The organism is Bacillus sp. 17RED48 (assembly GCF_019837545.1).
GTDB lineage: Bacteria > Bacillota > Bacilli > Bacillales > Bacillaceae_G > Bacillus_A > Bacillus_A wiedmannii.
The window spans coordinates 416,419-442,388 of sequence record NZ_JADAXG010000004.1; the positions used below are offsets into that span (position 1 = coordinate 416,419).

Below are 25,970 nucleotides of genomic sequence, written 5' to 3' on the forward strand. Positions count from 1 at the left end.
TTATTCTTTTTTATAAGGCCAGTATGAAAAGGAGCGTCCACGAATGGATCTGACTATCCCATTAGTATTACAAAGTAAAACACCCCTTTACTTACAAATTTATGAATATATGAAACGAGAAATCTCTCATGGGTCACTATGTGCCGGTACACGCCTTCCTTCTCACAGAAATTTAGCTATGCAACTTAATGTGAGCCGTATTACAGTGGAATCCGCTTATCAACAATTACTAGCTGAAGGGTATGTAGAAAGCAAACCGAAACGTGGGATTTTTGTTGCAGAAGTTGATATTGATGTCATTCAAAAGAAACAGCAAATTGCGTCAAACAGTGCTAACAATAAAAAAGACGAACAATATGATTATGATTGTAGTCAAGGACTTATTGATCAAAAAGCTTTTCCAATAACAAACTGGAAAAGAGCAATACACGAAACTTTATTTCAGTATGAAAATGAATTATTTGCTAAGGAAGATCCACAAGGTGAGCTCGTTCTACGAGAACATATTTCAAAGTATTTATATCATGCTCGCGGGGTACATTCTTCACCTGATCAAATTATTATTGGAGCAGGTACGCAGCCTCTTCTTTGGCTACTACTTCAACTACTTGGTTCAAAAAAGGAATTCGGAATCGAAAACCCTGGATTTCACCGTATTCCTGCTATGATTCAAAGTTCTGGTCTTACCGTTCACCCCATCCCTTTAGATAATAAAGGGATTCATATTTCCGCTTTACGTGAATCGGGTTGCAATGTAGCGTATGTCACTCCATCTCACCAATTTCCACTTGGAATCATTATGCCGTTATCTAGAAGACTCGAGTTATTAAAATGGGCGAATGATTGTAAGGGCTATATTATTGAAGATGATTACGACGGGGAATTCCGTTATATAGGAAAACCTATTCCTTCTTTACAAGGACTAGATGCAAATGAACGCGTTATTTATATGGGAACTTTCTCGAAATCTTTTTTACCTTCTTTACGAATGGGATATATTGTTTTACCACCTCATCTGTTAAGAGCCTATGAAGAGCTTGGTGGTATGTTTAAACAAACAGTTTCTACGCTGCAACAACTTACCTTTGCCACCTTTATTCAAAATGGTGATTGGGAACGTCATATTAACCGCAGTCGGACGTTATATAAAAGAAAACATATTTCTTTAATTAAATCTATTACAAACGAGATGGGAAATAACGTTCATATACTCGGTGAACAATCCGGACTTCATATTGTACTTCACGTTCATAACGGAATGAATGAACAAGAACTTATTCATGCAGCCGCAAAAGAACGTATTAAGTTATACCCTCTCTCCACATACGATTCTGTTCATAATGTAATGGATGAGTCGTATGTATTGCTCGGTTTTGGCAGTATTCCAGAGAATTGTATCGAAACTGTAGTTCAATTACTGAAAAAGGCCTGGTTCCCTAAATAAGAATAGCTCCACGCAAGTTATACTTACGTGGAGCTATTTTCATTCACTATTTTTCTGATCTCGCTGCCCTTCCCGGACGTTTGACACCAGTTGTTTCTGTTGAATAGGAAGCTTCAATGATAGCAGTTGGATCTACAGAGAGAACGAGATCTTTCATTTTTGGATAAATGAAACGGTTTGTAATACAATAAATGATTCTCTTATGTTCTCCTAAAAAACCACCTTCTCCATGTAGATACGTAACGGATAATTGCAATTCTTTCATAAGCAGATCGCCTATTTCTTTATTTTTACCAGAAATAATCATGACGCTCTTTCCTTGATTAATACCATCTAATATGAAATCAATCATCTTCGTAACAATATAGAAAATTGCTAATGAGAACATCGCTTGTTCGATTGAAAATAAAATCGCTACAAATGTGAAAATAACTGCATTTACAGCAAGTAAAAATGTACTAATCGGTACTTTAAAGTGTTTGTTCATCCAAACCGCTAACATTTCTGATCCATCTATTGCTCCACCCATTTTAACAACAATCCCAACGCCTATTCCAAACAGTACGCCACCATAAAGTACAATTAATAGTTCAGAAGTCGTAATCGCTGGAAATGGTTTTAAATAGATTAATCCGAGTGTTGTAACTACATTTGCATAAGATGTACGGATGAAGAACTTCTTCCCCATTACTTTTGCGGTAAATAGCAGGATAGGAATATTAAGTCCTAAAAACACTCCGTAAAGCGGTAATCCAGCAACTTTATTTGCCATAATAGCAATGGCCGTTACCCCGCCATCTACTAATCCATTAGGTGCTAAAATAAGCTCTAATGAACCCGCTACAATAATCGATCCAATTGTTAATAATACGTATTCAAATACTCTTTTCATTCATTACCCCCAAAACTTATGTATTTTCTTAGTATTATTTTAACGTAATTTTACTACTGATTCAAAGATATGAGTTTATATACACAAAAGTTTCACCTTTACAGTGATTTTTTATGTAATTTATTTATAGAAACACACTTACATATTACAGTAAGTGTGCTCCAAACATTTATTTAAGTTTTGAGTATGAATTCATTTTCATTTTTAATATTTCATCAACTGCCCTATTATACCCACCAGCATTTCGAAGTGACTCTCCAACTTTACGACTATTTTCTTTAAACGTTACATCATCCATTACTTTCTCTACAGTCTCACGTAACAATTCAGAACTTAATTCTTTACGATTAATCCTTATTCCAGCCCCTACTTCAGTCACTCGTTGCGCAACTAAAGGCTGATCTCCTGTTACAGGAATTACAACTAACGGGACACCGTAATATAGTGCTTCACTCGAACTATTCATACCACCATGTGTCACGAATACATCAGCATGCTGTAATATTTCTAATTGCGGTACGTAATTATACAACTTAAAGTTATTCGGAATGTTTTCAAATTGATTTATATTTATCCTCTTACCAACTACTAATACGACTGTCGCTTCTACATCTTTAAACGCTTCAAAACATTTTTCATATAGTTCAGGTTGTTCATTAAAAACTGTTCCCATAGAAATGAAAATCAATTTTTCATCTTTTAAATCTTCCATAGAAAAGCTGTCTACTTCTTTTCGAGTAGCAATTGATGGGCCGACAAACTTATACGATTCATCGAATACATCTGAACGCGGCTGGTATTCTTTTGAAGTATATACGATAGTAATATCACCAGGATGATTCATAATATCATACATACTATTACATTTCATTCCATACTGCCTATTCCATTTTTCCATTCCCGCTAAACAAGATTGATATAATGGATTCGTTTCATCTACTTGTCTTGATTCTTGTTCATCATTAAAAGTAATGTACTGATTAAAAGCAAATGTTGTACAAGAAGAAACGCTAGGTAATTTTAAAACATTGGCTATAATACTTCCTACGGGAAAATGATTATCGTATATCAAGTAATCGTACTTTTCTCCTTTTGTTTCTTCTACAATTTGAGTCACAATACGCTCTGATGCCTCAATCATATGAGATAGCATCGTCAAAGGACTCCCACCTTCATTTACTCGTTCCATAATATTAATTTGAGAGAGGAAATTCTCAAACACTCGGAATTCTGCACCTGTTGCTTCAATCTTCTTTCTATAATCTTCAATACAATACGAAACAACTGTCTCCCCTCGCCGAATTAACTCACTTACAATAGCTAAAGTCGGATTTATATGACCTTCTCCAGGGAAATTTATTACGAGTACATTTGCCATCATATTCTCTCCTATCTAATATTATTAATAATTAATTATATTAATTAATTTAAAACTATTATAAAGGAATCTATTCTATTTCTTCACATTTTTCTCTTCATTTTATTATTGAGAAATATTTTTCATAACCAACATTATAATTCTTATAAAAGAGCGCTTAACTCTTCATTTACTGAAAATAAGAGATTTACATTCGGGTGTTTTTACAGATTTATCATCAGAAATATTATTTTGATAATTCATACAAAAGTAGAAAAATATAATTTCCACACTGATTTCTCACTATAAATTTATTTAAGTTCTATGTTGTCCCTATCATTATCCACTTGGAACATATTCTGTTATATAATGAATTTATAGAATTTACAGAAAAAGGAGCGTTTTTATGCTACAACAACTATTCACTTCACCTATTTTATCTGTCCAAACTTTACACCCAGGTTATGAAGACCATGCAAGCGATGTGTTTCTTGTTAAAACAGCAGCTGAAGAAGTTATTGTTCGTTCCTCAAAAATAACGGAAGAGCCAAACAATGATTTTTGGTGGGGATGTAAAAACCTATTTGGAATTGACCCAAGGAACGTACATCATTTAGAAGCTGTACATACATTGTTGCTAGCACATACTAATCTTCCTATCCCCGCAATATTAGAAAAACATATTTTAAATGGTCGTGAGTTCGTTGTAGCCGAAAAGTTAGTAGGTAACACAGTTCAATCTTTTATCGGGCAACCAGATTCTATTTTATTCAATCTAGGAAAAGGGCTTGCAGAAATACATAAATTTAAAACCGATTACATAGGAAATGTACCAGGCTCATTTCAAGTTACACTAGATGAATTCCAATCACACATTTTGAATGTGAGTAAAGAGATTGTGAATATGTTTTATTCCGATAATGAAAGCATACAAAATGCATTTCCTACTTTTGAATCACAACTTTCTTCCTTACCAGCACCAAAGGAATCAACGCTCGTTTTAATTGATATGGACCCTACTCAGTTTTTATCAGATGGTACAACTATTACGGGATTAGTAGATACAGAAGCCTACGCAGTTGCTCCCCGGGAGTTTGATTTTATCGGCTTAGAATATATATTTACTGAAAAAGAGGCTCATGCTTTTAAACAAGGTTACGAAACCATTATGCCCATTCCCCGTCTTGAAGAATGTAGACATCCCTATCGATATTTGTACCGATTATTATCTGTTCAGGGCAGCGTGGAGTTAGAAAAGTGGCTAAGTCATCCAGTCTATTTTTAAATACGAATGAGAGGGATTATGAAATGAATATTGAACAAAAGAAATCTTTAACAGCAAATGCAATTCAGCAAATGAAAGATTTAGCTCATATTTGCGGGGAATACGATCAAATTGATTATTCGTCACATTTACATATAAACTTTTTAACTGCTCGTACTAATGAAGAGATAAATGATTTTCTACTTTATGACGATACTCAATTAATCGGTTCATTAAGTATGTATGATTTTGAAAGACCGACAAAACTGGAGTTAATAGGGTTTGTTCATCCGAACTATAGGAAACAACATATAGGCACTACTCTTTTACAAGCTGCAATAAAAGAAATACGAATAAGAGAGGCAGATGAAGCTCTTCTTATTACGAATGGAGATTCTATTTCCGGGAAAGAATTTGCAAAACATATGAAGTTACCTTATTTATATAGTGAATATAGTATGGAGTTCAAAACAAAAGAAGTACAAAAAACACCAAAGCATACTATACAGCTTACTCTTGCCTCTTCAGAATCACTTCTTGATCTTATTGAAATTTCCAGTAAAGCTTTTGGAGATTCAGCAGAAAATACCGCTATATGGTTACAAAAAATGATGAATTTACCTTCCCATCAAGTTTACAGTGCCCTTATCGACGAAAAAGTGATAGGAACGATTACGGTTTCTGAGCAAGAACAATCTACTACACTATCAGGATTCGCCGTTCATCCTTCTTATCAAGGTAAAGGATATGGTAAAGATATTCTTAGTTATATGGTACATACCCTTATTACAAAAGGAGTTTCAACAATTGAATTAGACGTCGAAACGAAAAATAACAATGCTTTAAAACTATATACACAATGTGGTTTTGAAATGAAAACGAAGCATGACTATTATAATGTAATGAATCTTGAGGTGAATACATATGTGTAAAAAACTAATTTATTCTGATTATGATATTTTCGCATCCATTTATAATAAACATTGGGGGCATTATGCTGAACACTCCTATCTACTTTTGGAAAAAATCGTTTTACAATATGCACCACCACATTCTCATATTTTAGATCTTTGCTGCGGGACTGGTCACCTTACTAAGAAATTAATTGATAATACTTTTGTAGTAACTGGTATAGATGGTTCTGCTCAAATGATTGAATACGCACGTCAAAACGCGCCGGATGCAACCTTTATCGTCGATGATGCTCGTTATTTCAATATAAATGAGCAATTTCACTATGTTATCTCTACTGGCGATAGCTTAAACCATATTTTAAAATTAGATGAATTAATAAATGTTTTTCGTAATGTTTACTCCGTATTACATAGCAAAGGTACATTTGTATTTGATATGAATATGGAGAAAGGTTTTCTTGAAAATTGGATTGCTTCATTTCATATTTCAGTGGAAGAATATGTATGTACGATTGATTCTACCTATGATAACGAAAATAAAAAAGCAGAAATGAACTTTATACTATTTCAACATGACATAGATAATACTTGGACAAGAAGTGACTTTTCTTTTGAGGAAGCTTGTTATTCCGATGAAGAAATAATTTCTTCGTTGGAATCTGTAGGTTTTAAGAACATTCAATTACACGGTACAAATAGAGCATTTTTCATTTGTCAAAAATAAAAAAACTGAATCATAACGATTCAGTTTTTTCTTAGTATATTTACGACAGCAGCCGTTTCATTATTTTCTTTATAAACACGCGGGATTCTTCTGTCTAACATACATGTAACTTCATAGTTAATTGTACCTAACATATCCGCTACTTCTTCTACCGCAATTTCTTCTTCACCTTGTTTACCGTAGAATACTACTTCGTCCCCAACTTGTACTGGCATTGCTTTTGAAACGTCTAACATGAGCTGATCCATACAAACACGGCCAATAACAGGTAATCGAACTCCATTTATTAATGCATGCCCTTTATTAGATAACTGACGATTATAGCCATCAGCATAACCAATCGGTACAGTTGCAATCCATTCTTCACCAGTCGTTACATACGTATTCCCATAACTTACACCGCGATTCTTCTTCGCATGTTTAATATGAGCTACTTTTGATTTTAACGACAACGCAGGCTGTAAAGAAACGACTGCATGATCTACCTCTTTTGAAGGATACATTCCATATATTCCAATACCTACACGAACCATATTTTGAAATGTATTGCTAAGCTCCATTGAACCTGCACTATTTGAACTATGAATATATGGAATATGAATTCCTAATTCTTTTGCTGCATTGACAGCTTTCTCAAATAAACTTGTTTGCATATTCGTATATGATTTATCAATTTCATCTGCCGTAGAGTAATGTGTAAACATTCCTACTACCTCTACATACTCCATACGGTTTAATTCTTCTAAAAATGGTTTAACCTCTTCTTCTTGTAAACCGATACGACTCATTCCTGTATCAATTTTCACCTGAATTTGCGCTTTCTTTTGAAGACGGTTTGCGATTTCATTTATACCTTGTAAATCTTCACTTCTATAAACAGTCATCATAACGTCATATTGAATTGCCTCTTCCGCCGCTGCTACTGATGTATAACCTAAAATTAAAATCGGCACGTTAATTCCTGCTTCTCTTAACTCTATCGCTTCATCTACAAATGCAACTGCAAGCTGATTTATTCCTACTTCAATAGCAGCTTTCGCAACTTCAACCGCCCCGTGGCCATACCCATTTGCTTTTACAGCAGCCATCATTGCAATATTTTCATCATTCACACGCTTTTTAAATTCTTTTACATTATGTTTTACTGCATTTAAGTCAATTTCAATAATTGTATCTCTTCCATATTTCAAACTCATTGGTCTAACTCCTAACTCAATAATTGCATTCCATTCTATTTCACGTTTCATATGACCTTTTACAATATAATACTTTTCAATATGCTAGTCAAACTACTAGAATTTTCGGAATTTTGAGTATGATATAATACTCTTAAGAAACTATTATATACGGAGAAGAGGAGAATTACAATGTTTGTACAATCTGCCTTGCATCAACTACAAGTTGCTGTTGATACTTCTATTCAAATGCTTAACCAATATAATGAAGATAGTTTAAAAATACAACCCATTCACGCAAAGCGATCTGTATTTGAAATGTGTGCACATCTTTCTCTTATTTGCCATGCAGATTTACTCATTTTAAATGGTATTACAGAAAAACAACTACATACTTTCTATAAAGAACAAACACCCGAAACAATTACGCAAATGCAACAAACGATGATACAGGGCTACGATTTACTTTCTAAAACTTTTTTATCCTATTCCCAAGAAGAATTAGCAGAAGTTATGACTGCCTATTGGGGTGTTTCTTATTCTCGGTTTGAATGGTTACTTGAAATTCTCTCACATTTTTATCATCATCGTGGGCAAGTTCATATTTTATTGTGCGAGCATATGAAAGATCCTCGCATTCCTTTATTTGAGTGATTTTCCACTCATTCATTATCCAATTTACATATCATCAAATACACGTTCATTATTAATAAATAGAGAAGCAATAAATCCAATAAAAAGTAACATTCCTAATAAAATAAACGTTTGAGTATAACTTCCTATTTTCATAAGATAAATAGAAATGAGGGGTCCTATACTAGTACCTAAAAATAAAACAAAGGTATAGATAGAAACTGCTATTCCCCTTGCTTTCCCTCCTAATTGGCCGACAAGAGCAACTAAAGACGGAACGGATATAGCAATACCAATTACAAAACAAACACTCATTATGACTAGAAGAGGCAGATACGAAACAAAGCCCATTGCACTTAGACTAAAAATAGCGACCAGCAATCCACCTTGAAGAACTTTCCTTACTTCGAACCTCTTCGTTAAACGACCCGCAATTGGTGATAGAATCATACCAAATAACCCCGCTAAGCGAAAATAAAGGATTTGTTCTGTAGTTAAATTGTAAGTAGAAGAGCTCAAATAATTTCCTAAAACAGTGTACATATTAACAAAAGCCATCAATAAAACAAACGCAATCATATAACTCAATACTAAGCTTTTATGTGTAAAGACTTTGCCCATCTGTTTAAACGGTCCCAAAATATCAGTATAGGATTGAGATATCTCCCCTTTCGGAAGTGAAAAATGAACCCATACAGCAGTAATCATGTAGAGAACGCTAAGAAGAAAGAACACCATATGCCATCCAAAATGTTGACTAACAACCGTACTTATTACCTGACCTACAATTCCAGCTACTAAAAAACCGGTACTAACAAATCCTATTGTTGTAACCTTTTTTTCTACTGGAAATATTTCTACAACGTAAGCTAACGCTACCGGAGAAAATGTAGATGCTGCAATACCCTGTAAGCCCCTAAAAATAACAAGCCACAATATACTATCCACAAACCCTAAGGAAAACGAAATAATCGACAGAGCAAGTAATCCAATGAAGATCACTTTTTTTCGCCCATATTTATCAGAGATTGCCCCAAATAACAAGCAACCTATAGCAAAGCCAACAGAAAATATACTGCCTGTAGCTGCAGATTGCGCTAGTGAAACATTAAAAAGGTCTGAAAATAGTGCAATTAAAGGGATTGTTACATATAAGCTAGACATAACTACCATACCCGACCAACATAATACAACGGTCATTATTGTGTAATTCTTTTCACTATTTATTTTCTTTCCTATTGCCATCATAATATCACTCCCTTATTACGATTTTTTCTATTTAAAACCTCTAAAGTACGCTTACTTATTTTAATTACATCGTAAAAAGTATGATTGCCTCTAAAGTTAGCTAAACATATAATAAGGTATGCTAATTATATTCCCAAATAAATAAGTTGACCCTTATAATCAACTTATTTACCTACCTTCACCTAATTTCACCTGCATATTTACTTGCATTTTATTTAATAGCTTCTCTAAAACTTGACGCTCTTCTTGATTAAAGTCATCAACTAACGAAGCGCAAGATAACCAAAAGGTTGGTAAAGAGTGCGTAACTAGCTCTTTTCCTTTCGGAGTAATTTTCACTTTTAGTCTTCTTCGATCTTCAGAATGATGGAATCTTACGATTAACTCTCGTTTCTCCATCCAATCTAATAAGCCAGTGACAGAAGCACGTGTTATCCCTAATCGACTCGCAATATCAGAAGGACTCATATTCACTTCTTCCCCATTTGATTCCATTTCACGCAAAATAAACAACAGTAAAAAATCTAATTTACTTTCCGATATACCAAGCGGAGCTAAATCTACATCAACAGCATCAAGAACATTATCAGACGTCCATAACATTAACAAACCAAGTTTTGCTGCGATTGGATCCGTATCCGCTGATGCTGTCTTTTTTATTAACTCTGTATACGGCCCAATCCCTAAAGGAAGAGAATCATTTTTTGAACCCATTTATCTTCACTCTCCTTTCCCTTAAATTAATTAGCTTACCTAACTACTTTTTCATTATACTCACATTTTTACTTTTATTGCAAGAATATTGTTAAACAAAAAATCCTGTCATGAAAACAGGATTTTTCAAACTGACTAGCTATTATTTTTCAATAATACGAAACTCCTTTAAGGCAAAGGAAATACCACCTTCACTCGCCTTCTTTGTAACGAAATCAGCTTTTGTTTTTAGTACTTCTCCGCCATTCCCCATCGCAATTCCTAATCCTACATATTGCAACATCTCAATATCGTTTCCACCATCACCAAAAGCAATTGCTTCTGATTTACAAATGTTTAAGTGATCCAATACTTTTTGAATTGCGGTGAGCTTCGATACTTTATTATCTTCCAATACATTTATGACATAACCATGAAAACGGTCGAATGTAAGCATTGGGTATTTTTCAATAAATTTTTGAGATTCTATTTCATCCGCATACAGACATAAACAATAGATCTCTTCAGACAAATCCTTGCTTTTTTCAGGGTACTCCCCTAAATTTAACGTCTCGCTAAGCGCTTGCATTACACGCTCATTATCTGAGGCTATTCCGTTCATTGTAAAACCCTCAGTAAAATAAGAAACGCCGTGACCATTTAATTCTGCAAACTCTGAGATATCATGAACGATTTCACTGGAAAGTACTGATTTATGTATAACTGTTTCCTCACACTTAATATGTGCACCATTTGCAGAAATAAATGTATGTATGCCTAGTTCCTTAAATTGCGAACATAAGCCATATGGTCTCCCTGTTGTAACAACTACGTGAATTCCTTTATCTATTAATCTTTGTATTGCTTCTTTTGTACTTTCGTGCATACTTCTATCAATCTCACTTAAAAGCGTACCGTCAACATCAAAAAACACTACTTTGTACATAGGTCTTTATATCCCGTCCAAATGATTCGTATCATTAATAAAATGCACCGTTTTTTGTTCACCATCAATTTCAATTAAGCTTATTCCCGTATCTCCCATTTTAAAATAATAATCCATTGAAATTGGCATTTTGAAAAACGCACGTAATAGACTATTTATTACACCACCGTGTGCAACGATTGCAATTCGGTCATATGTATTCTCTGTCACGATTTTAGAAAAGATTCCTTCTATTCTCATTCTAAATTCAATAAATGATTCCCCATTTTCAAAACGGTCATGAAGAAACTTTGGCTCTGGATATTTCTTTGCTTCTTCAAAAGATAAGCCTGCTTGCACTCCGTTATTAAACTCCATTAATTCCTCTTCTAGTTGAATTGGGCATCCAATTCCTTCAGCTAACGTTTCACCAGTTTCACGAGCACGCTTTAATGTACTTGCCCAAATGAAATCTGGTGGAAAATCTGCTTTCACTTTCTTTACAAGCCTTTGCACTTGCTGTCTTCCGATACGATAAACTTAACTAAATCTATACAATTCAATCAAATTTACACGAGTTAGTGCTTCATCGTGTTCTCGCAACCCCGAAGAGACGAGGGGTATAACACTCCACACGAGGCAGTATCGTTACCTCCTATTATCAAGCATTTATTTTACCCATCTTGATAAATTTATCGAAGCATTTAAATCTCTATCGTGGTGGCTATTGCACCCAGCACAACACCACTCACGTATTTTTAAACTCCACTGTCCTTCTGGTTGAACTGAATGGTCGTATTTTACTCCGCAACATGAACAAATCTTGCTTGAGGCGAACCATTTATCAGCTTTTACATACTCAATGCCATACTTCTCGCACTTGTATGACAAACATTGAAAGAAGAAGTTTAATTTTTGAAATGAAAATGCTTTCGATAGTTTTTTGTTTTTTAACAGGTTTGAGATAGGTAAGTCTTCCACAACAATCCTCATTGGTTTGGTTTTCACCAATTTTGCTGTTGCTTGATGGATATGGTTATTTCGGATATTCGTAATTTTCCTAGATAACCGCAGGTGCTCAGCTTTCGCTTTTTCATATCCGGCAGATTGAATTTTTACACCTTTTTTAAATCTCCTAGACATATCTCTTTGTGCTAACTTTTTCCTTTTCAAAAGTTTTTTAACCTTAGCATCTTTATTTATATTTCGTTCTTTCGTACCATTAGAAGCTACACACAGCTCTTTTAAACCAACATCCACACCAATCGACTCATCGGTTAGTTCTTGTAATTCAAAGTCTTCTTGGAATCCTACACTAATCCACCAGTGACGACCATCAAAGGTAACTCTTGGATTGGATGGTTTTTTGTTTCTTGGTAGTTGTTGGCTTGTTTTCACTTTTCCAATAGACTGAATATGAACTACTTTCTTTCCTATAACCAGTCTTTCATAATTGGCATAAAATCCTTGGATTAAATCTTTTTTAGATTTATAAGAAGTGTGAGAACCATTTTTGTACTTTTTGAACGAATTTTTTCTCGCCGTATCAAAATCTTTTGAAGCCTGTTTAGGAACTTGTGCATTGATGTCTTTTAACCACTCATATCTCTTTCGCTTCTTGATCCTTGTAAATCGTTTCTGTAAAGCTAACTGTGAAACAGATTTTCCAAATAGCTTATAATATCTATCACTCATTCTTTTACAATAGTTATAAGCGAATCTTGCAGCACCAGCATGGTTTCTAAGCACTTTTTCTTGTTCAGGCGTTTGAATTAGTCTGACTTTCTTCGCCAATATCATCAGAATTTAACTCCTTTAATGAAAGATTTGTTCTTCTGAATAGTAGCGTGTTCCACCAGCATTCTCCTTAGACTACTCGGATGCAAACCTGTTAATTCTGATACTTGACTAACTCGTGAAAATTTCATTATTATTCTCACCTCATTGAACCTAACATAGCGCGTATGTTCGGTGTTTTCAATAAAGTTTGATAGATTCAATAAAATTTATCTTGTTCAACTAAGGGCGCAATTCCTTAGCCAGTTCTCTTATGAACTTCTCATGTTTTCACATGAGCGCAGACTATATGTTTATCTACTTAAAGATAGAGGATTTTTCCATCACCATAGGCTTGTGATGTACTCTCGTCAGTTATACGAGATAGTCGTTGAACGTTCATCTTATCCATTTTGACTTAGATGATTCGAGGCGGAAGACCCATTGTTCTAGTGTTTAGGATTTAACCTTGCACGATCTGATTGATTTTTTCTGCTTTCGCGACATTCACGCTCGCTATTTCTAGCCACGTTGTAGTTCAATCAGCTTTAGGGATTGCCCGCAGTTAACCCTCACTACTAGCCAATCACTTGACTAGCAGGGCTTACTGATATATTTAATTAACTTTCGTTATAATTGGTTAAATAAATCGTAACAGTTAGTTACCCTTTTCTGTTAATTCAAAGTCAGCTCGTCCTTCATGTACATGTAAAATATCTGCTTCGGATTCACCGTGACGTATTAATAATATTTGCACTTGTTTCCCACTCCCTTGTTTAATATCCACAAAATCCCATTATATCATATTTTAAATTTTCTTTAACAAAAATATATTACTTTGACAGTTTTTTAACCGTCTAGTAAACGTGTTATTCCACTTAACAATTCCAAACACTCTAAACTTATAATTCTTTGAAAAGTGACAAACAAAAAAGCCCTATCCATAATGGCAAAGGACTAATATTTTTTATCCTACTCAAAAATAAAAAGAGAAATGGCATCCCATTTCTCTTTTTCACTCTTATTGTTCTTTTGGTGTATCGGAAGAAGGCAATTTCTTCGCTTGTTTTTCTTTAAAGATTTCTCCAATTGCCCCGAGAGTACCAAGTGTTTCAATTGCATTAGACGGAATAAAGACTTTATTTGCTGGACCTTTTGCAACCTCAATCAATGATTCAAATGATTTATAGGCAAGTACGCGTTCATCTAAATCTGCTGCACGAAGTAATTCAATTCGATTTTGTTCTGCTTTTGCAATTTCCTCAATCGCTCTTGCTTCCCCTTGCGCTTCTAGTTCTTTTGCTTCCTTTATACCTTCAGCTTCTCGAATACGTGCTTCTTTATCCCCTTCAGCCATTAAGATTTTACTTTGCTTTTCACCTTCAGCACGAAGGACTTTATCTTGTTTTGCAGCTTCAGCTTCTAAAATGATCGCACGTTTATTACGTTCTGCTTTCATTTGTTTTTCCATCGATGCTTGCACATCTTTTGGCGGATTAATATCAACAACTTCAACACGCTCAATGCGAACGCCCCATTTTTCTGTTGCTTCATCAAGTGCTAAGCGAATTTCTGTTGAAATTTTTTCACGACCAGATAACGTTTCATCCAGTTCCATTTTACCAATGATTTGACGCATCGTTGCAGAAGTAATATTACGAACACCATATTCATAATTCGAAATACCATATGTCGCAAGTTCTGGTTCCACAATTTGATAGAAAATGATTGTATCAATTTCTACTTGTACATTATCTTTCGTAATTACCTTCTGTGGTGGTACATTCGTTTGTTGAATACGTAAGTCATGATATACACGAACACGGTCTACAATTGGTATTAATAAATTTAATCCCGGCTCCATAATACGCTGAAACTTACCAAATCTTTCAACGACTCCAACTTTTTGCTGTGGAATAATTTTAATTGTTAATGCAATAAATGTAACAACAATTAGTGCGAAAATAATCGTTAATGTTAATGCTACTGCCATATTTATTCACTCTCCTTCTTTACTTGTAATATAGTACTATGCCTCTTTATAACAATAACTTTTTCTCCAGCATCAATTGGATCATCTGCAATAGCTGTCCAAATATCTCCATCCACCTTCACAATACCATTCGCTTCTTTTGTAATCGCTTGCATAACAATGCCTTTTTTACCGACAAGCATATCTACTGTATCAGTAAAACCTTTTGCTTCTCGAAAGTTTTTTGAAATTCTTTTCGTAAAGAAAGTCAATGTTAAACTTACAATCGCACCAGCAACAACTTGTAACAGTAGTGCTTCAGGAGCAAACAAGGCAATTAGACCTCCGATAACAGCTCCAATTCCAAGCCAAAGCATGTAAAACGTAATCGACAACATTTCCGCAATAAATAAAATACCAGCTATTACAAACCAAATTACCCAAGCAGCCATATGCAACCCTCACTTTCTTTCTCATTTTCTATATGTATATGAAGAAAAGAATGGTTTATCCGCCCTTTCTTATACCGGGGCATTTACTACAAGCTATTGTACATATTCACTGTTATAAAAAGCATCAATAAAATACTATATTAATATATTCTTCATTATATATGAAAATCCCTTTCAAAAAGCGACAAAAAAATGAAATTCTTTCGAAAATTTAATTTTCAATTTATAATTATTTTAACTACTAAAATATTATTTTTTAGGAAAGTGGTGTGCTTGTTGCAAAGTCGTTCATTAACTTACTATTTAGGCTCTAAAATATGCATTACTCTCGCTGACATCGTATACATCATGATTATTACAACTCATATGTATATCACAACGAAATCAGCTACATTAACCGCTCTTTTTCCATTAGCACAAGTCATAACTAATCTTATAGCAAATACATCTGCACCACTTATAATGAATCGTTTTTCATCTTATTCATTACTTTTCACACTACAATGGACAAAAACTGTTCTATTATTTTTATTAATGATATTATTCCCGGCCCTTTCCTCAAACGTTGTAACACTATTCATTTTCATTTTTTTCATTTCTTTATGTAGCGGCTGGAGCGCACCGTTATTATACGGTATCCTTCCTCGCCTTACACGAAAAGAACAATTAGTAAAAGTAAATAGTATTTTTTCCTTTTCCACACAAATTGCGCAAGCCGCTGCTTATTCATTTACAAGTGTTATAGTTCTTCTTATCGATGCTACTTCTACACTCATGATGAATAACATTTTGATGATTTTTGGGTGTGTTGCACTACACCTTTCATTACGTTCCATACATACTGAACGAGTAATAGAGCCTTCTTCTTCAAAAGGCGCTGCTTTATTGGAAGGTTGGAGACTCTTATTTCAAAACCCGTCTCTCCGTATCGTTACATGTATGGACTTAATTGAAACTTTCGCAGGGACAATCTGGATCGGTGCTATTACAATGGCTTATGTAACGACTGTTCTTCATAAAGGAGAAGAATGGTGGGGATATATTAATACAAGTTATTATGTAGGGACGTTAATTGGCGGGATATTAGCATGGAAAATGAGTACATACATTCAAAACAATTTAATACGCTCCATGGCGATAGGCTCTCTTATGTTTAGTATTCTTACATTTTTATATGGTATGACAAGTAGCGGGTTTATTGCGCTTTTTCTATGCGTTCTAATGGGGCCATGTTATCAAATTAGAGATATTTCTCAAACGACAGTACTACAATCTAGTGTAGCCCCTACTTTATTATCAAAAATGTATACAGCTCATGGTGCAATCCTCTCGACAGCTTCTGGTCTTTCTATGCTTAGCGTTGGAATTATTACCGACCTGTTCGGTGTTCGTACTATTTATATTCTCGCTTCTTTCCTTATATTGTGCTCTGCTTGTTTATCATTTAACTTATTAAAATATGATAAAACAGAGAAAAAAGATATTTCACTTTAATGAACAAAATAAATAGGACAGGAATTCCTGTCCTATTTATTTTATTCATGATAAGTTAGGGATTTTCCGATGCTTTGTCGCTTGTTCAAAAGCGTATGCTAGTTTAATCAAGGTCCCCTCAGAAAAAGCATTGCTTGCAAGAGTAATTCCAAACGGTCTCCCATTATCCATATATCCCGCAGGTATTGCTATAGACGGATAACCTGCTTTCGCACATATAGTGGAGCCTATATAAGAAGGGAACAGAATCGCATCCAGATTATATTTTTCCAGTGCAAAATCAATGCCTTGTTCTTGAGAAAAATATATATCTTCTAATCTTGCATTTAAATATTCTGGATTTCTTAACGTATTAGGAACATCTTTTCTTCTCTCCAACTTAGTTTGTCCATATTTCAAAGCTCTTTCTGCTATATTTTCATTAAACTCCATTAACTCTGAAATAGAATGCACTGGAATAGTAGAAGGTAATTTTGAAAGATAGTTATCTAAACTATGCTTTAATTCATAGAGCGATACACCCCAGCTCCATTCTCTATGAAAAGACGGAATATTAATATCCTCTACTACTGTCGCACCCCCACTACGCAACACTTCAATCGTTTCCTTAAACAATTTTTCATCATACTCACCAGTTTCATAATAACCTTTAGGTGCATTGCTAAATACACCAATCTTTGCGCCATGTAAGCCATTAACATCAAGATATTTTGTATAATCCTGCTCTGCCATACCTTCACTTTTATGAGTAGCTACATCCTTCTCATCTACCCCAGTTAAACTCCCTAGCAAAATAGAAGCATCTGTTACCGTTCTAGCAAATGGTCCCGCTGTATCCTGTGAATAAGTAAGCGGAATAATTCCCCTACGACTAATTAGACCAACAGTCGGTTTAATACCGACTACAGAGTTTTGAACAGCTGGACTCAATATAGAACCATCTGTTTCCATTCCAACAGATACTACTGTAAAATTAGCAGCAACTGCTATCGCAGATCCTGTACTTGAGCCTCCAACAAACATATCATCCTCACCTGTACCGTAAGGGTTTATTGTTTGTCCACCTCTTGCACTATATCCAGCCCACATGTCAAAAGACATTCCATTTGCTAATTCTGTCATATTTGTTTTTCCTATTATCACTGCTCCTGCTTCTCGTAGTTTCGTAACAAGAAATGCATCTTCACTACTAATATTTTGTTCCAGGGCAATCGTACCTGCACTGGTATGCATAGAGTCATTCGTTTCAATATTGTCCTTAAGTAAAACAGGTATACCATGTAATGGTCCCCGTCCACCTTTTGTCTTTCTTTCATAATCTAACGCTTCTGCAATAAAGATAGCGTCTGGATTGATTTCTAAAATAGAATTGATTTTTGGTCCTTCTTGATCATATTTCGCGATTCTATGAAGATAATACATAACTAATTCTTTTGAAGTTAATTGCCCAGCTTTCATCGCTACTTGTATATCATGAATTGTTAATTCTTTTTGTAATCGTGCATTGAACTGAATCTCCATCTTCATTCTCCTTCTTTAAAAGCTTTTATTGATAACGTGTATCTATTACTTTTTCATTTTCTCCGCTCCTCGCATATACAACTACAATCCCTTTCAAAGAATTCAACTTACCAATGTAAAAACCTTTTATTTCCTGAAAAATAAAAAGAGTCTGAAACGATTGGATTTCCGCTTCAGACTCTTTTATTACTTTACATATACCTCATCTAACAAATGTAAAAACTCACCTTGTTTCCCAGCTAATGCAGGGCATTTTGCAATATCAATCCATTCGTAGCAAAATGCTAATCCTTGATCTTCCTCACCGGCACTTACAATATGTTCCCAATCATCTTTTACATCTGTTAGTAACGTTACGTGGAAAAAATGCCGCTTTTGATATTCCTTTTTCTCTTTCACAAGTATGATGTAATCGGCTAGGAATCTTTCTATGCATAAATGACGTAATCCAGACTCTTCTTGTACTTCACGTAAAATTGCTGCTTCTAACGTTTCCCCTTCGTCAACTGTTCCCCCTGGTACTTGTATACCAGCTTCAGGTATATCACGATGTTTAAAAACAAGCAGTTGCATTACTCCTTCTTTTTCTCTTGTCACATATGCGTGTACTTTTTTCTTATATAGCACCGTCATAATCCTTCTCTCCCCTCAATTGTTCACTGCGTTACTTCTTCAAGTGTCAGTTGATTTTCATATAAATATGTAGCTTGTGGGTTCCCCACATACCTTACGTGCCATGGTTCATATCGATAGCCCGTAAGCGATTCTTTCTCTTTTGAATATCGAATTACAAAGCCAAATTTATGGGCATTTTCAGACAGCCACTGCCCTTCTTTCGTTTCACCAAAAATTGTCTCTAACTGAAACTTAGCAGCTTGAGATGTAATATCCATAGCAAGCCCTGTTTGATGTTCACTCGTACCAGGAACCGCGCTAGACATCGCTGTTTTTGCTTCTCCATCTTGCTTTTTATACATCGTATTTAATGCTTTTTGTCGATCAAAAGATCTAAATCCAGAGACTGCAAACAAGAAAATGCGCTCCTGATCAGCTTGCTGAAACATTTCCTCTAACGCACTCGCTGCCTCTTTTCTCATTTTTTTCTTTTCTTGATCACCTTCACTAGAATAGCGCACTTTCGGAATAACTAAATCTGGCGGTCTATATCCATCTGGTAAGCGTCTACTTTTATTCACAAGTACAAGCATCGAATTCGGATTACTAATTACCGCAATATCACCATCCATATTCGCAATCGTTTCTTTCGCTTTCGGAAATATGTTATTCACATTTACCTCTCGAGCCTGCTTATCCTTATACATTTTATAATTGATTCCTGCTACTCCAACAATGAGTATCATCGCTACGATACCAAGTAGTGTCCATCTTTTTTTCATATAACGACCTCTTATTTTAATAATTTGGCCATTTCATACTCATCGATGTTCTCTCCATCGATAATAAGAGCAGCTCTTTTGACACCTTCTTTCTCAAATCCAGCTTTTTTATATAGTGCCTGAGCTCTTGTATTGTGGGCCATTACCGTTAATTCTAAACGCCATACATCATGTAATCTTGCCCACTTCTCAGCATCTTTAAACAATCTCGTCCCAATACCTCGCCCGCTATACTCTTGCAAAATACCAATTACAATACTTGCTACATGTCTCTTTCTTTGAATATGATTTCCATTCACTAAAATAAACCCTACTACACGTTCTTCTTCAACTGCTACGAATATTGTTGCATATTCATTTTCTATAAAGCGATGAATCATTTGTTCTTGTTGCTCGACTGTAAATTTTCTTTCTCCTGGTTCATATAACATAAATTTCGTTTCTTCATCTAGTTGCTTACTTAATTGCAAAAATGGTGCTGCATCTTCTATTTTGATCTCCCTAATCACTTCTATCACCCTACCAGTTTTATAATAAAAAGTTTTCCTTGTAAAAAGATTTTCTCTAATTTTCCGAAAATCCCTTTGTAAATCTCCCAGTATTATTTGACAAATTTCGATATTACCATAACAACGGCAAATTTTGTCTATTCTGTGACACCTCATCATTACAAAGAAAAAACGCAAGATTTACACTCACGTTTTTTCAGACTCTCCCACTAATTTATGTTTCATTTTATCCATTCACCTTTTCTGCCTGCCAGAAATATTCACCAAACGCTTTAGCAAGTACATCAATTGATCGATTTAGTTCTTCCTCTGTATTATCTACGCCACCAACTTCAATTAATATCGCTTGCCCTGATAAGTCTTGATTGTAGACACCATTTCCTGTTTGGAATCCTTTTTGAATGACACCACGACTCATTCCTGGATATTTCTTATTAATTTCCTCATGAAGAGCTGTTGCTAATTGTAAGTTCTTTTCATAATTTTTATTGCCTTTCCCTATTACGAAAGCAAGCTTTGCATATGATTTATCTCCAATTGCTTTTGTCGTGACATTTTTCCGAGCACTATCACGATGCAAGTCAAAGAAGTACTGCAGTTCTTTATTGCCTGTCATTGCTTCTTGTACAATTTCCCGTGACACTTTGTAAGAACTATTACTATTTAACCCTTTACTAATCAACTTTTGGCCGACATCAGTCTTGTCATTAGTAGCTCCTATCCCTTCACTTTCTAATTGTTCACGAAATCGATCGCCGACTATTGAAATATTCGTAACGGAACTTGTTGCTTTATTCGGATTTGGATCGTTTGCTAAATTTAGTAACGGCAAATAAGATTCCCAACTATGCGAATGATAAATAAGCGCAACTTGTCTTTTTCCTGTCGTTTGAGCCGGTTGCTTTTTCTCTTTGTTTGTATCCGGCTTTTGAGCCTGTCCACCTTCACCAGTCCGTTCTTTTACCACTTCTTCAAGCGGAACGCTCGACTCTATCGGTAAGTTAGAATAATTTGTCCCTTCACCCGCAATAACAATTTCTGTATCGTACTTTCCAAAACCAGGTAACTCTTTGCCGACAAAACTGCGTACATCGTTAAAACGAATATTCGTAGCCATAGAAAAGAGAAACGAAGAAATTGAAAAATCTTGATTTAAATTTCGATACTCCTGTGTAAAATAATGATTCTCTTTCCCAAGAACGTACATGTAACCATTCATCGATAACTCATTTAACCAATTATATAAATACGTTGACTTTGTCTCTTTCATAGAGGTTACCATCATACTAATAAGAAAAAAAGTCGCTAGTACTGTAGTAATAATAAATAAAACTAACTTACGTACACTTGTGAACTTCACATAAAAGAAGCCTCGATTCATACTATCACCCTCTCTATTTCAAGTTATGTACAAGCTCTAGAGAATAGACCGTCTAAATTCCGGCTATATTGTTAATGAGGTGAAATGAATTGAAGCTACTAATAGGAACATTACCCATTGTACTATCATTTATTTTTTATTGGCTTACTAAGCATCCTACAATCCGTGTTGCGTTACATATTTCAGCTTATGTAGCACTTTATGTACTCGGTACAATTATTTCTATTAATATATATGACGTTTTAATACAAGATTTAGTTTTTATGACAAGCATTCATGGAATTTTACTAAACCCATTTTTTCTTATATCAGGAGCGTATATAGGAATATACTCCTTGCACTTAATCTTGTCTTACATTATTACGAAAATAAAAAATGGAGCGTAATGAAATGCAACCACCATTCATCTGTCATACATGCAAAAAAAGAATTGCGCGAAAGAAAGATCTTATTACTGCCACATCGTACTTCCGCTTTTATTTATTTCACAGTGATTGCTTTAAACGACAGCAAGTATTCATCTCACGATTTATCCCCGTAAATACGCTTTTTAATTTCTTTCTTATTATATATGGACTTATTTTTGGCAGCATGCTTATGATTACAGAACCATCTATTATTTGGGTGGTTTTCTTATTTCCCATTTTATATCGTTTTCTTTCCTATTATTATGTTGAACGTTTTTTCTCTACATAACGTGCAGACTGTCCTCTAGGAATACTTAAACATTCCCACTCGTTTTCTTTTAACATTTTACCAATGTAAATAATTTGTCCTATATGCAAAGCATAATGAGAAATTTGTCTTTCAATTGCTTGCATGACCGTATGTGCTTCACCACGAATATATACCGTCTGTAATAAATCTTCTGGCGTTAGCACATGCATCGTTTTCAAAACATATTCCCATCCGCCATTCCATGCTGCTAGAACCTCTTCCTTAGAATGATAACCACCTTCAAATTCAGCATCTCGGTTACGATCTATTTTTTCACCATCAGATGTTAAAAAATCCGTCCATCTAGAACGCATATTACCTTGCAGATGCTTTATAATAACCGATATACTATTTGTTGCTTCATGAGAAGACCATTCGATCTGTTCATATGATAATTGAGAAAGCACCCGTTCCCCTTGTTTCTTTGTTGCTTCAAAATTCGATATGGCACATTGTAAATATTCTCGTCGAATATCCATGTTACCCCCGCCTTTACACTAACTAATTTTTGTTCCATTTGGTAATTCCATATTAGGCTGAAGTAATACGACATCACCAGCTTCAGGTACTCCGCCTAAAACAAGTACTTCTGATTTAAATCCAGCCACGCGCTTCGGTGGAAAGTTTACAATCGCAACGATTTGCTGACCAATTAAATCTTCTGGATTATATCTCTTCGTAATTTGAGCACTTGACTGCTTAATTCCAAGCTCTCCAAAATCAATTTCAAGTTTAATTGCCGGAACTCTCGCTTCTTTAAATTCCTCTGCATGTGTTACAGTTCCAATTCGTAAATCCAAAGCTAAAAAATCTTCAAAATTAGCCATTTTATCATTCCTCCCAATTATTACTTAGACAAAACACAAAAATTCCCTTTTAAAAAAAGAAAGGCGCCTAAGCACCTTTCTTTTGTAATTCACTTGATTCATTTGATTTATAGAAGAAGAAACCGAGAATCCCGCCAATACATGATGGGATTAACCATCCTATTCCTTCTTTATATAATGGTAGCATTTGTAATACGTTAGAAATCGCGTCAATTTGAATGTTCGCACTTTCTAAACCGTTAAAGAAACTAATTAACAATGCACCTAAAATAGCTCCAATATAAATGGTATTACGCTTCCCTATCCATTTATGGAAGTAAGAAAGTACGATTAATACGATTGCAACTGGATAAATGATCATTAACACTGGTAAAGTGACTGCAATTAATTGTGTTAAACCTAGGTTAGATACAATTAAACTAAACACACATACCATCGTAACAATCATTTTATGCGAAAGTTTTGGGAATATGTTTGTAAAGAAGCCAGCACAAGCTGATGTTAATCCAACAGAAGTTGTTAAACAAGCAAGTATAATAACAAGTCCTAATAAAATTTTACCACTTGTTCCATATAACTCATTTACAACATTCGTTAAAATAAGTCCACCATTCTCGGAAACACCAAGTGATGTACTTGTTGAACCAAGATAAGCAAGTGATAAATAGATTAACGTTAAACCAAGTACAGCAATAATACCTGATACTACTGTTATTTTTGCAACTTCACTACTCTCTTGTATCCCTTTAGAGCGGATAACTTGTACAACGACAATTCCAAATACAAGCGCACTAATTGCATCCATCGTTAAATATCCTTGTATAAATCCACCAAAGAAAGCATTTTCTTGATATGCCGCTAGCGGCGCAGCTGGTTCTCCAATTGGATCAATAATTGCCTTTCCGACAATAACAGCAACAATCAATACTAACAATGGTGTAAGGAATTTTCCGAACCAATCCACTAATTTAGATGGATTTAATGATAAATACCACGTTATTCCGAAGAAAACTATTGTGAATAGAAACAGCATATACCACTCTGAAACCATTGCCTCTGATAAAAACGGCTTCATACCCATTTCAAATGAAACGGCTCCCGTACGCGGAATCGCGAAAAATGGTCCAATCGCTAAATAACTAATCAATGGGAAAATAAACGCAAATATAGGGTGAACTCTAGAAGATAGCGCTTTCAAGTCCCCCTCTACAAACGCGACAGCTGTTACAGCTAATAGGGGTAATCCGACTCCCGTCACTAGGAATCCAATTGTAGCAATCCAAACATTCTCTCCAGCTTGTTGCCCTAAAACTGGCGGAAAAATTAAATTTCCTGCTCCTAAAAATAGTGCAAATAACATTAAACCAATTGCTATCGTATCACCTGGCCTTAAACGTCCCTTCATACTTTTCATTTGCATAGCACTTTTTCATTGTTTATCTTTATTTTCACAATATGCTATGCATCCTCCTCTCTGCTCAAGATGATAAAATATGCCCCTTACAAAGCAGTGTCTTTCTCCATAATTTCTCCATTCCCCTTATTCTTACTCCAACTATTAATTTTTGATTTTTTTGAATTTTTAACTCATTAGAGTGGTATTGCGTGGAGTATAGTTGTCAGACCTCTTTGTTTTTATCACACATATAGTAACATATTTAGTTGAAAAATAAAAACATATTTTCAAATTGATTTTTTTGAAAATCAAAATTATCTACATTTTTCATTCTTTCACACAAATATTGTTACAATCTCAACTTTTATCCTATCGTTATTTTCAAATAATTTTATACACGAACATAGCAAAAGCCATCCAACATTATTAGATGGCTTTTGTATGTTATTCTATTGTTTCAACTTCACGTGGATTTTTCATCTCTTCCACATACACAACTCTAAATCCATGGTCTTCTAAATCTTTCAATAACGTATCTAATTCACCGTCGTTAAATTCTTCTCCTAATGTAAACATAATTCTACGAACTAATAAGGCATCATTATCAAAAGTCATTAAACTTTGGATACCTGTATATTTTTTTAATACTGTCGATAATTTTTGAATGGCTCCATTATAATCTTGTGTCCCAATCATGACAGAATATTTACTAGAATGAACGCCCCAAGCATCTTCTAATAACTCGAAAACCTTTTTATGCGTTAAAATTCCAAGAAAGACTCCATTTTCATCAACTACTGATAAATAAGGTAATTTTTTTATTGTAAAAAATACTTTAAAGAACGAAGAATCTTCTCTAACATAACCTTCTTTATCGTTTAATAATTGTACTACACTCTCTTCCAGCGAACCTTTATATTCTAAAATATCTACTTTGTATACATTTCCTAAATATTTCTCTTTTTTTTCATCTAAAACTGGTACACAACGATACCCAGTTTTATTTAAATGCTCCAGTGCTTCCCCTATCGTAATTGAACTTGAGCAAAATAAAACTTCCCTTTTCGGCACATAATTCCCTTTAATCCTCATAAACAGCCTCCTTATGTTAAAATACTTTCTGTGCCATAACTATATTATATTTTCAGAAAAAAAATAAATAATTTATTTCACTTTTCTGAAAATTATTCATTTTCTTGTCATAATTTATTCACGTTTCATTCACTTTTATCCCCTACAATACGAAACATTCTCTCTAA

At 34.5% G+C, this 25,970-nt stretch carries 26 protein-coding genes and 2 pseudogenes; 8 read left to right on the forward strand and 20 right to left on the reverse strand.

Features of this window, described 5'->3' with window-relative positions; translation table 11 throughout:
* The first annotated feature begins 43 nt into the window (after window positions 1-43).
* Window positions 44-1,444, forward strand: a complete 1,401-nt coding sequence (pdxR, locus tag ILT06_RS19170; protein ID WP_064473996.1) for a MocR-like pyridoxine biosynthesis transcription factor PdxR — start codon at window positions 44-46, stop codon at window positions 1,442-1,444.
* A 46-nt stretch (window positions 1,445-1,490) separates the two neighbouring features.
* On the opposite strand, the gene ILT06_RS19175 is transcribed toward pdxR, so the two are convergent.
* Both ILT06_RS19175 and ILT06_RS19180 read right to left on the reverse strand, forming a co-directional pair.
* Complete coding sequence (locus ILT06_RS19175) at window positions 1,491-2,336, reverse strand: YitT family protein (RefSeq protein ID WP_000831975.1); 846 nt, start codon at window positions 2,334-2,336, stop codon at window positions 1,491-1,493.
* A gap of 169 nt (window positions 2,337-2,505) precedes the next feature.
* On the reverse strand, window positions 2,506-3,714 hold the full coding sequence (locus ILT06_RS19180) for a macrolide family glycosyltransferase (RefSeq protein ID WP_064473997.1): 1,209 nt from the start codon (window positions 3,712-3,714) through the stop codon (window positions 2,506-2,508).
* A 385-nt stretch (window positions 3,715-4,099) separates the two neighbouring features.
* Between ILT06_RS19180 and ILT06_RS19185 the strand changes: the two genes are divergently transcribed.
* Genes ILT06_RS19185 through ILT06_RS19195 form a run of 3 tightly spaced genes read left to right on the forward strand, consistent with a single transcriptional unit; the run spans window position 4,100 to window position 6,595 of the window.
* Window positions 4,100-4,978 (forward strand): nitrate reductase, encoded by an 879-nt coding sequence (locus tag ILT06_RS19185; RefSeq protein WP_088047474.1) that lies wholly within the window; start codon window positions 4,100-4,102, stop codon window positions 4,976-4,978.
* A gap of 23 nt (window positions 4,979-5,001) precedes the next feature.
* Complete coding sequence (locus tag ILT06_RS19190) at window positions 5,002-5,889, forward strand: GNAT family N-acetyltransferase (RefSeq protein WP_064473999.1); 888 nt, start codon at window positions 5,002-5,004, stop codon at window positions 5,887-5,889.
* Window positions 5,882-6,595 carry a class I SAM-dependent methyltransferase gene (locus tag ILT06_RS19195; RefSeq protein ID WP_064474000.1) on the forward strand — a complete coding sequence of 238 codons (714 nt, stop codon included), beginning with the start codon at window positions 5,882-5,884 and terminating at the stop codon, window positions 6,593-6,595. The genes ILT06_RS19190 and ILT06_RS19195 overlap by 8 nt, the downstream gene beginning before the upstream one ends.
* Before the next feature lie 20 nt (window positions 6,596-6,615).
* On the opposite strand, the gene alr is transcribed toward ILT06_RS19195, so the two are convergent.
* Complete coding sequence (alr, locus tag ILT06_RS19200; RefSeq protein WP_064474005.1) at window positions 6,616-7,791, reverse strand: alanine racemase; 1,176 nt, start codon at window positions 7,789-7,791, stop codon at window positions 6,616-6,618.
* A gap of 171 nt (window positions 7,792-7,962) precedes the next feature.
* Between alr and ILT06_RS19205 the strand changes: the two genes are divergently transcribed.
* On the forward strand, window positions 7,963-8,424 hold the full coding sequence (locus ILT06_RS19205; RefSeq protein ID WP_064474001.1) for a DinB family protein: 462 nt from the start codon (window positions 7,963-7,965) through the stop codon (window positions 8,422-8,424).
* Window positions 8,425-8,448: 24 nt separating this feature from the next.
* On the opposite strand, the gene ILT06_RS19210 is transcribed toward ILT06_RS19205, so the two are convergent.
* From ILT06_RS19210 to ILT06_RS19245, 8 genes and pseudogenes are all read right to left on the reverse strand, one after another.
* Window positions 8,449-9,648, reverse strand: coding sequence for an MFS transporter (locus ILT06_RS19210; protein WP_064474006.1), 1,200 nt, complete (start codon window positions 9,646-9,648; stop codon window positions 8,449-8,451).
* A gap of 171 nt (window positions 9,649-9,819) precedes the next feature.
* Entirely contained in the window at window positions 9,820-10,365 is a 546-nt protein-coding gene (locus ILT06_RS19215) for a MarR family winged helix-turn-helix transcriptional regulator (protein WP_064474002.1), read from the reverse strand.
* Between the two features lie 142 nt (window positions 10,366-10,507).
* Window positions 10,508-11,290, reverse strand: coding sequence for a Cof-type HAD-IIB family hydrolase (locus tag ILT06_RS19220; protein WP_064474003.1), 783 nt, complete (start codon window positions 11,288-11,290; stop codon window positions 10,508-10,510).
* A 6-nt stretch (window positions 11,291-11,296) separates the two neighbouring features.
* A pseudogene (locus tag ILT06_RS19225) lies at window positions 11,297-11,797 on the reverse strand (histidine phosphatase family protein); the annotation flags it as partial.
* A gap of 141 nt (window positions 11,798-11,938) precedes the next feature.
* Complete coding sequence (locus ILT06_RS19230) at window positions 11,939-13,069, reverse strand: RNA-guided endonuclease InsQ/TnpB family protein (protein ID WP_222655370.1); 1,131 nt, start codon at window positions 13,067-13,069, stop codon at window positions 11,939-11,941.
* Between the two features lie 640 nt (window positions 13,070-13,709).
* Window positions 13,710-13,832 (reverse strand): annotated as a pseudogene (locus ILT06_RS19235) (histidine phosphatase family protein); the annotation flags it as partial.
* Between the two features lie 234 nt (window positions 13,833-14,066).
* The gene (locus ILT06_RS19240; protein ID WP_000257391.1) at window positions 14,067-15,038 is read right to left on the reverse strand and encodes an SPFH domain-containing protein; all 972 of its coding nucleotides are present in this window, start codon (window positions 15,036-15,038) and stop codon (window positions 14,067-14,069) included.
* 2 nt (window positions 15,039-15,040) lie between these two features.
* Window positions 15,041-15,469: an NfeD family protein gene (locus ILT06_RS19245; protein WP_222655371.1), complete on the reverse strand. Its 429-nt coding sequence runs from the start codon at window positions 15,467-15,469 to the stop codon at window positions 15,041-15,043.
* Window positions 15,470-15,745: 276 nt separating this feature from the next.
* Here ILT06_RS19245 and ILT06_RS19250 point away from each other — a divergent pair, with 276 nt between their 5' ends.
* A complete protein-coding gene (locus ILT06_RS19250; RefSeq protein ID WP_064474167.1) occupies window positions 15,746-16,963 on the forward strand; it encodes an MFS transporter in 1,218 nt (405 codons plus the stop codon).
* 45 nt (window positions 16,964-17,008) lie between these two features.
* On the opposite strand, the gene ILT06_RS19255 is transcribed toward ILT06_RS19250, so the two are convergent.
* From ILT06_RS19255 to spoIIP, 5 genes are all read right to left on the reverse strand, one after another.
* Window positions 17,009-18,484, reverse strand: a complete 1,476-nt coding sequence (locus ILT06_RS19255; RefSeq protein WP_222655372.1) for an amidase family protein — start codon at window positions 18,482-18,484, stop codon at window positions 17,009-17,011.
* A gap of 186 nt (window positions 18,485-18,670) precedes the next feature.
* Window positions 18,671-19,117, reverse strand: coding sequence for an NUDIX hydrolase (locus ILT06_RS19260; protein ID WP_222655373.1), 447 nt, complete (start codon window positions 19,115-19,117; stop codon window positions 18,671-18,673).
* Between the two features lie 23 nt (window positions 19,118-19,140).
* Window positions 19,141-19,881, reverse strand: coding sequence for a M15 family metallopeptidase (locus ILT06_RS19265; RefSeq protein ID WP_064474170.1), 741 nt, complete (start codon window positions 19,879-19,881; stop codon window positions 19,141-19,143).
* Between the two features lie 11 nt (window positions 19,882-19,892).
* Window positions 19,893-20,390, reverse strand: a complete 498-nt coding sequence (locus tag ILT06_RS19270) for a GNAT family N-acetyltransferase (RefSeq protein ID WP_142315068.1) — start codon at window positions 20,388-20,390, stop codon at window positions 19,893-19,895.
* 226 nt (window positions 20,391-20,616) lie between these two features.
* The gene (gene spoIIP, locus ILT06_RS19275) at window positions 20,617-21,771 is read right to left on the reverse strand and encodes a stage II sporulation protein SpoIIP (protein WP_064474172.1); all 1,155 of its coding nucleotides are present in this window, start codon (window positions 21,769-21,771) and stop codon (window positions 20,617-20,619) included.
* A gap of 89 nt (window positions 21,772-21,860) precedes the next feature.
* Between spoIIP and ILT06_RS19280 the strand changes: the two genes are divergently transcribed.
* Together ILT06_RS19280 and ILT06_RS19285 are read left to right on the forward strand one after the other, a co-directional pair.
* A complete protein-coding gene (locus tag ILT06_RS19280; RefSeq protein WP_064474173.1) occupies window positions 21,861-22,157 on the forward strand; it encodes a hypothetical protein in 297 nt (98 codons plus the stop codon).
* Window positions 22,158-22,161: 4 nt separating this feature from the next.
* A complete protein-coding gene (locus ILT06_RS19285) occupies window positions 22,162-22,467 on the forward strand; it encodes a permease (RefSeq protein ID WP_141669099.1) in 306 nt (101 codons plus the stop codon).
* Here the strand turns inward: ILT06_RS19285 and ILT06_RS19290 are convergent.
* The 4 genes from ILT06_RS19290 to cbpA all read right to left on the reverse strand — a co-directional run bounded on the left by ILT06_RS19290 (window position 22,440) and on the right by cbpA (window position 25,803).
* Window positions 22,440-22,967: a DUF1572 domain-containing protein gene (locus tag ILT06_RS19290; protein ID WP_064474174.1), complete on the reverse strand. Its 528-nt coding sequence runs from the start codon at window positions 22,965-22,967 to the stop codon at window positions 22,440-22,442. The two genes, ILT06_RS19285 and ILT06_RS19290, sit on opposite strands and share 28 nt — an antisense overlap.
* An 18-nt stretch (window positions 22,968-22,985) precedes the next feature.
* A complete protein-coding gene (csaA, locus tag ILT06_RS19295) occupies window positions 22,986-23,315 on the reverse strand; it encodes a chaperone CsaA (protein ID WP_064474175.1) in 330 nt (109 codons plus the stop codon).
* A gap of 67 nt (window positions 23,316-23,382) precedes the next feature.
* Complete coding sequence (brnQ4, locus tag ILT06_RS19300) at window positions 23,383-24,720, reverse strand: branched-chain amino acid transport system II carrier protein BrnQ4 (RefSeq protein WP_396021591.1); 1,338 nt, start codon at window positions 24,718-24,720, stop codon at window positions 23,383-23,385.
* A gap of 435 nt (window positions 24,721-25,155) precedes the next feature.
* Window positions 25,156-25,803 carry a cyclic di-AMP binding protein CbpA gene (gene cbpA / locus ILT06_RS19305; RefSeq protein WP_064474177.1) on the reverse strand — a complete coding sequence of 216 codons (648 nt, stop codon included), beginning with the start codon at window positions 25,801-25,803 and terminating at the stop codon, window positions 25,156-25,158.
* Between the last annotated feature and the right edge of the window lie 167 nt (window positions 25,804-25,970).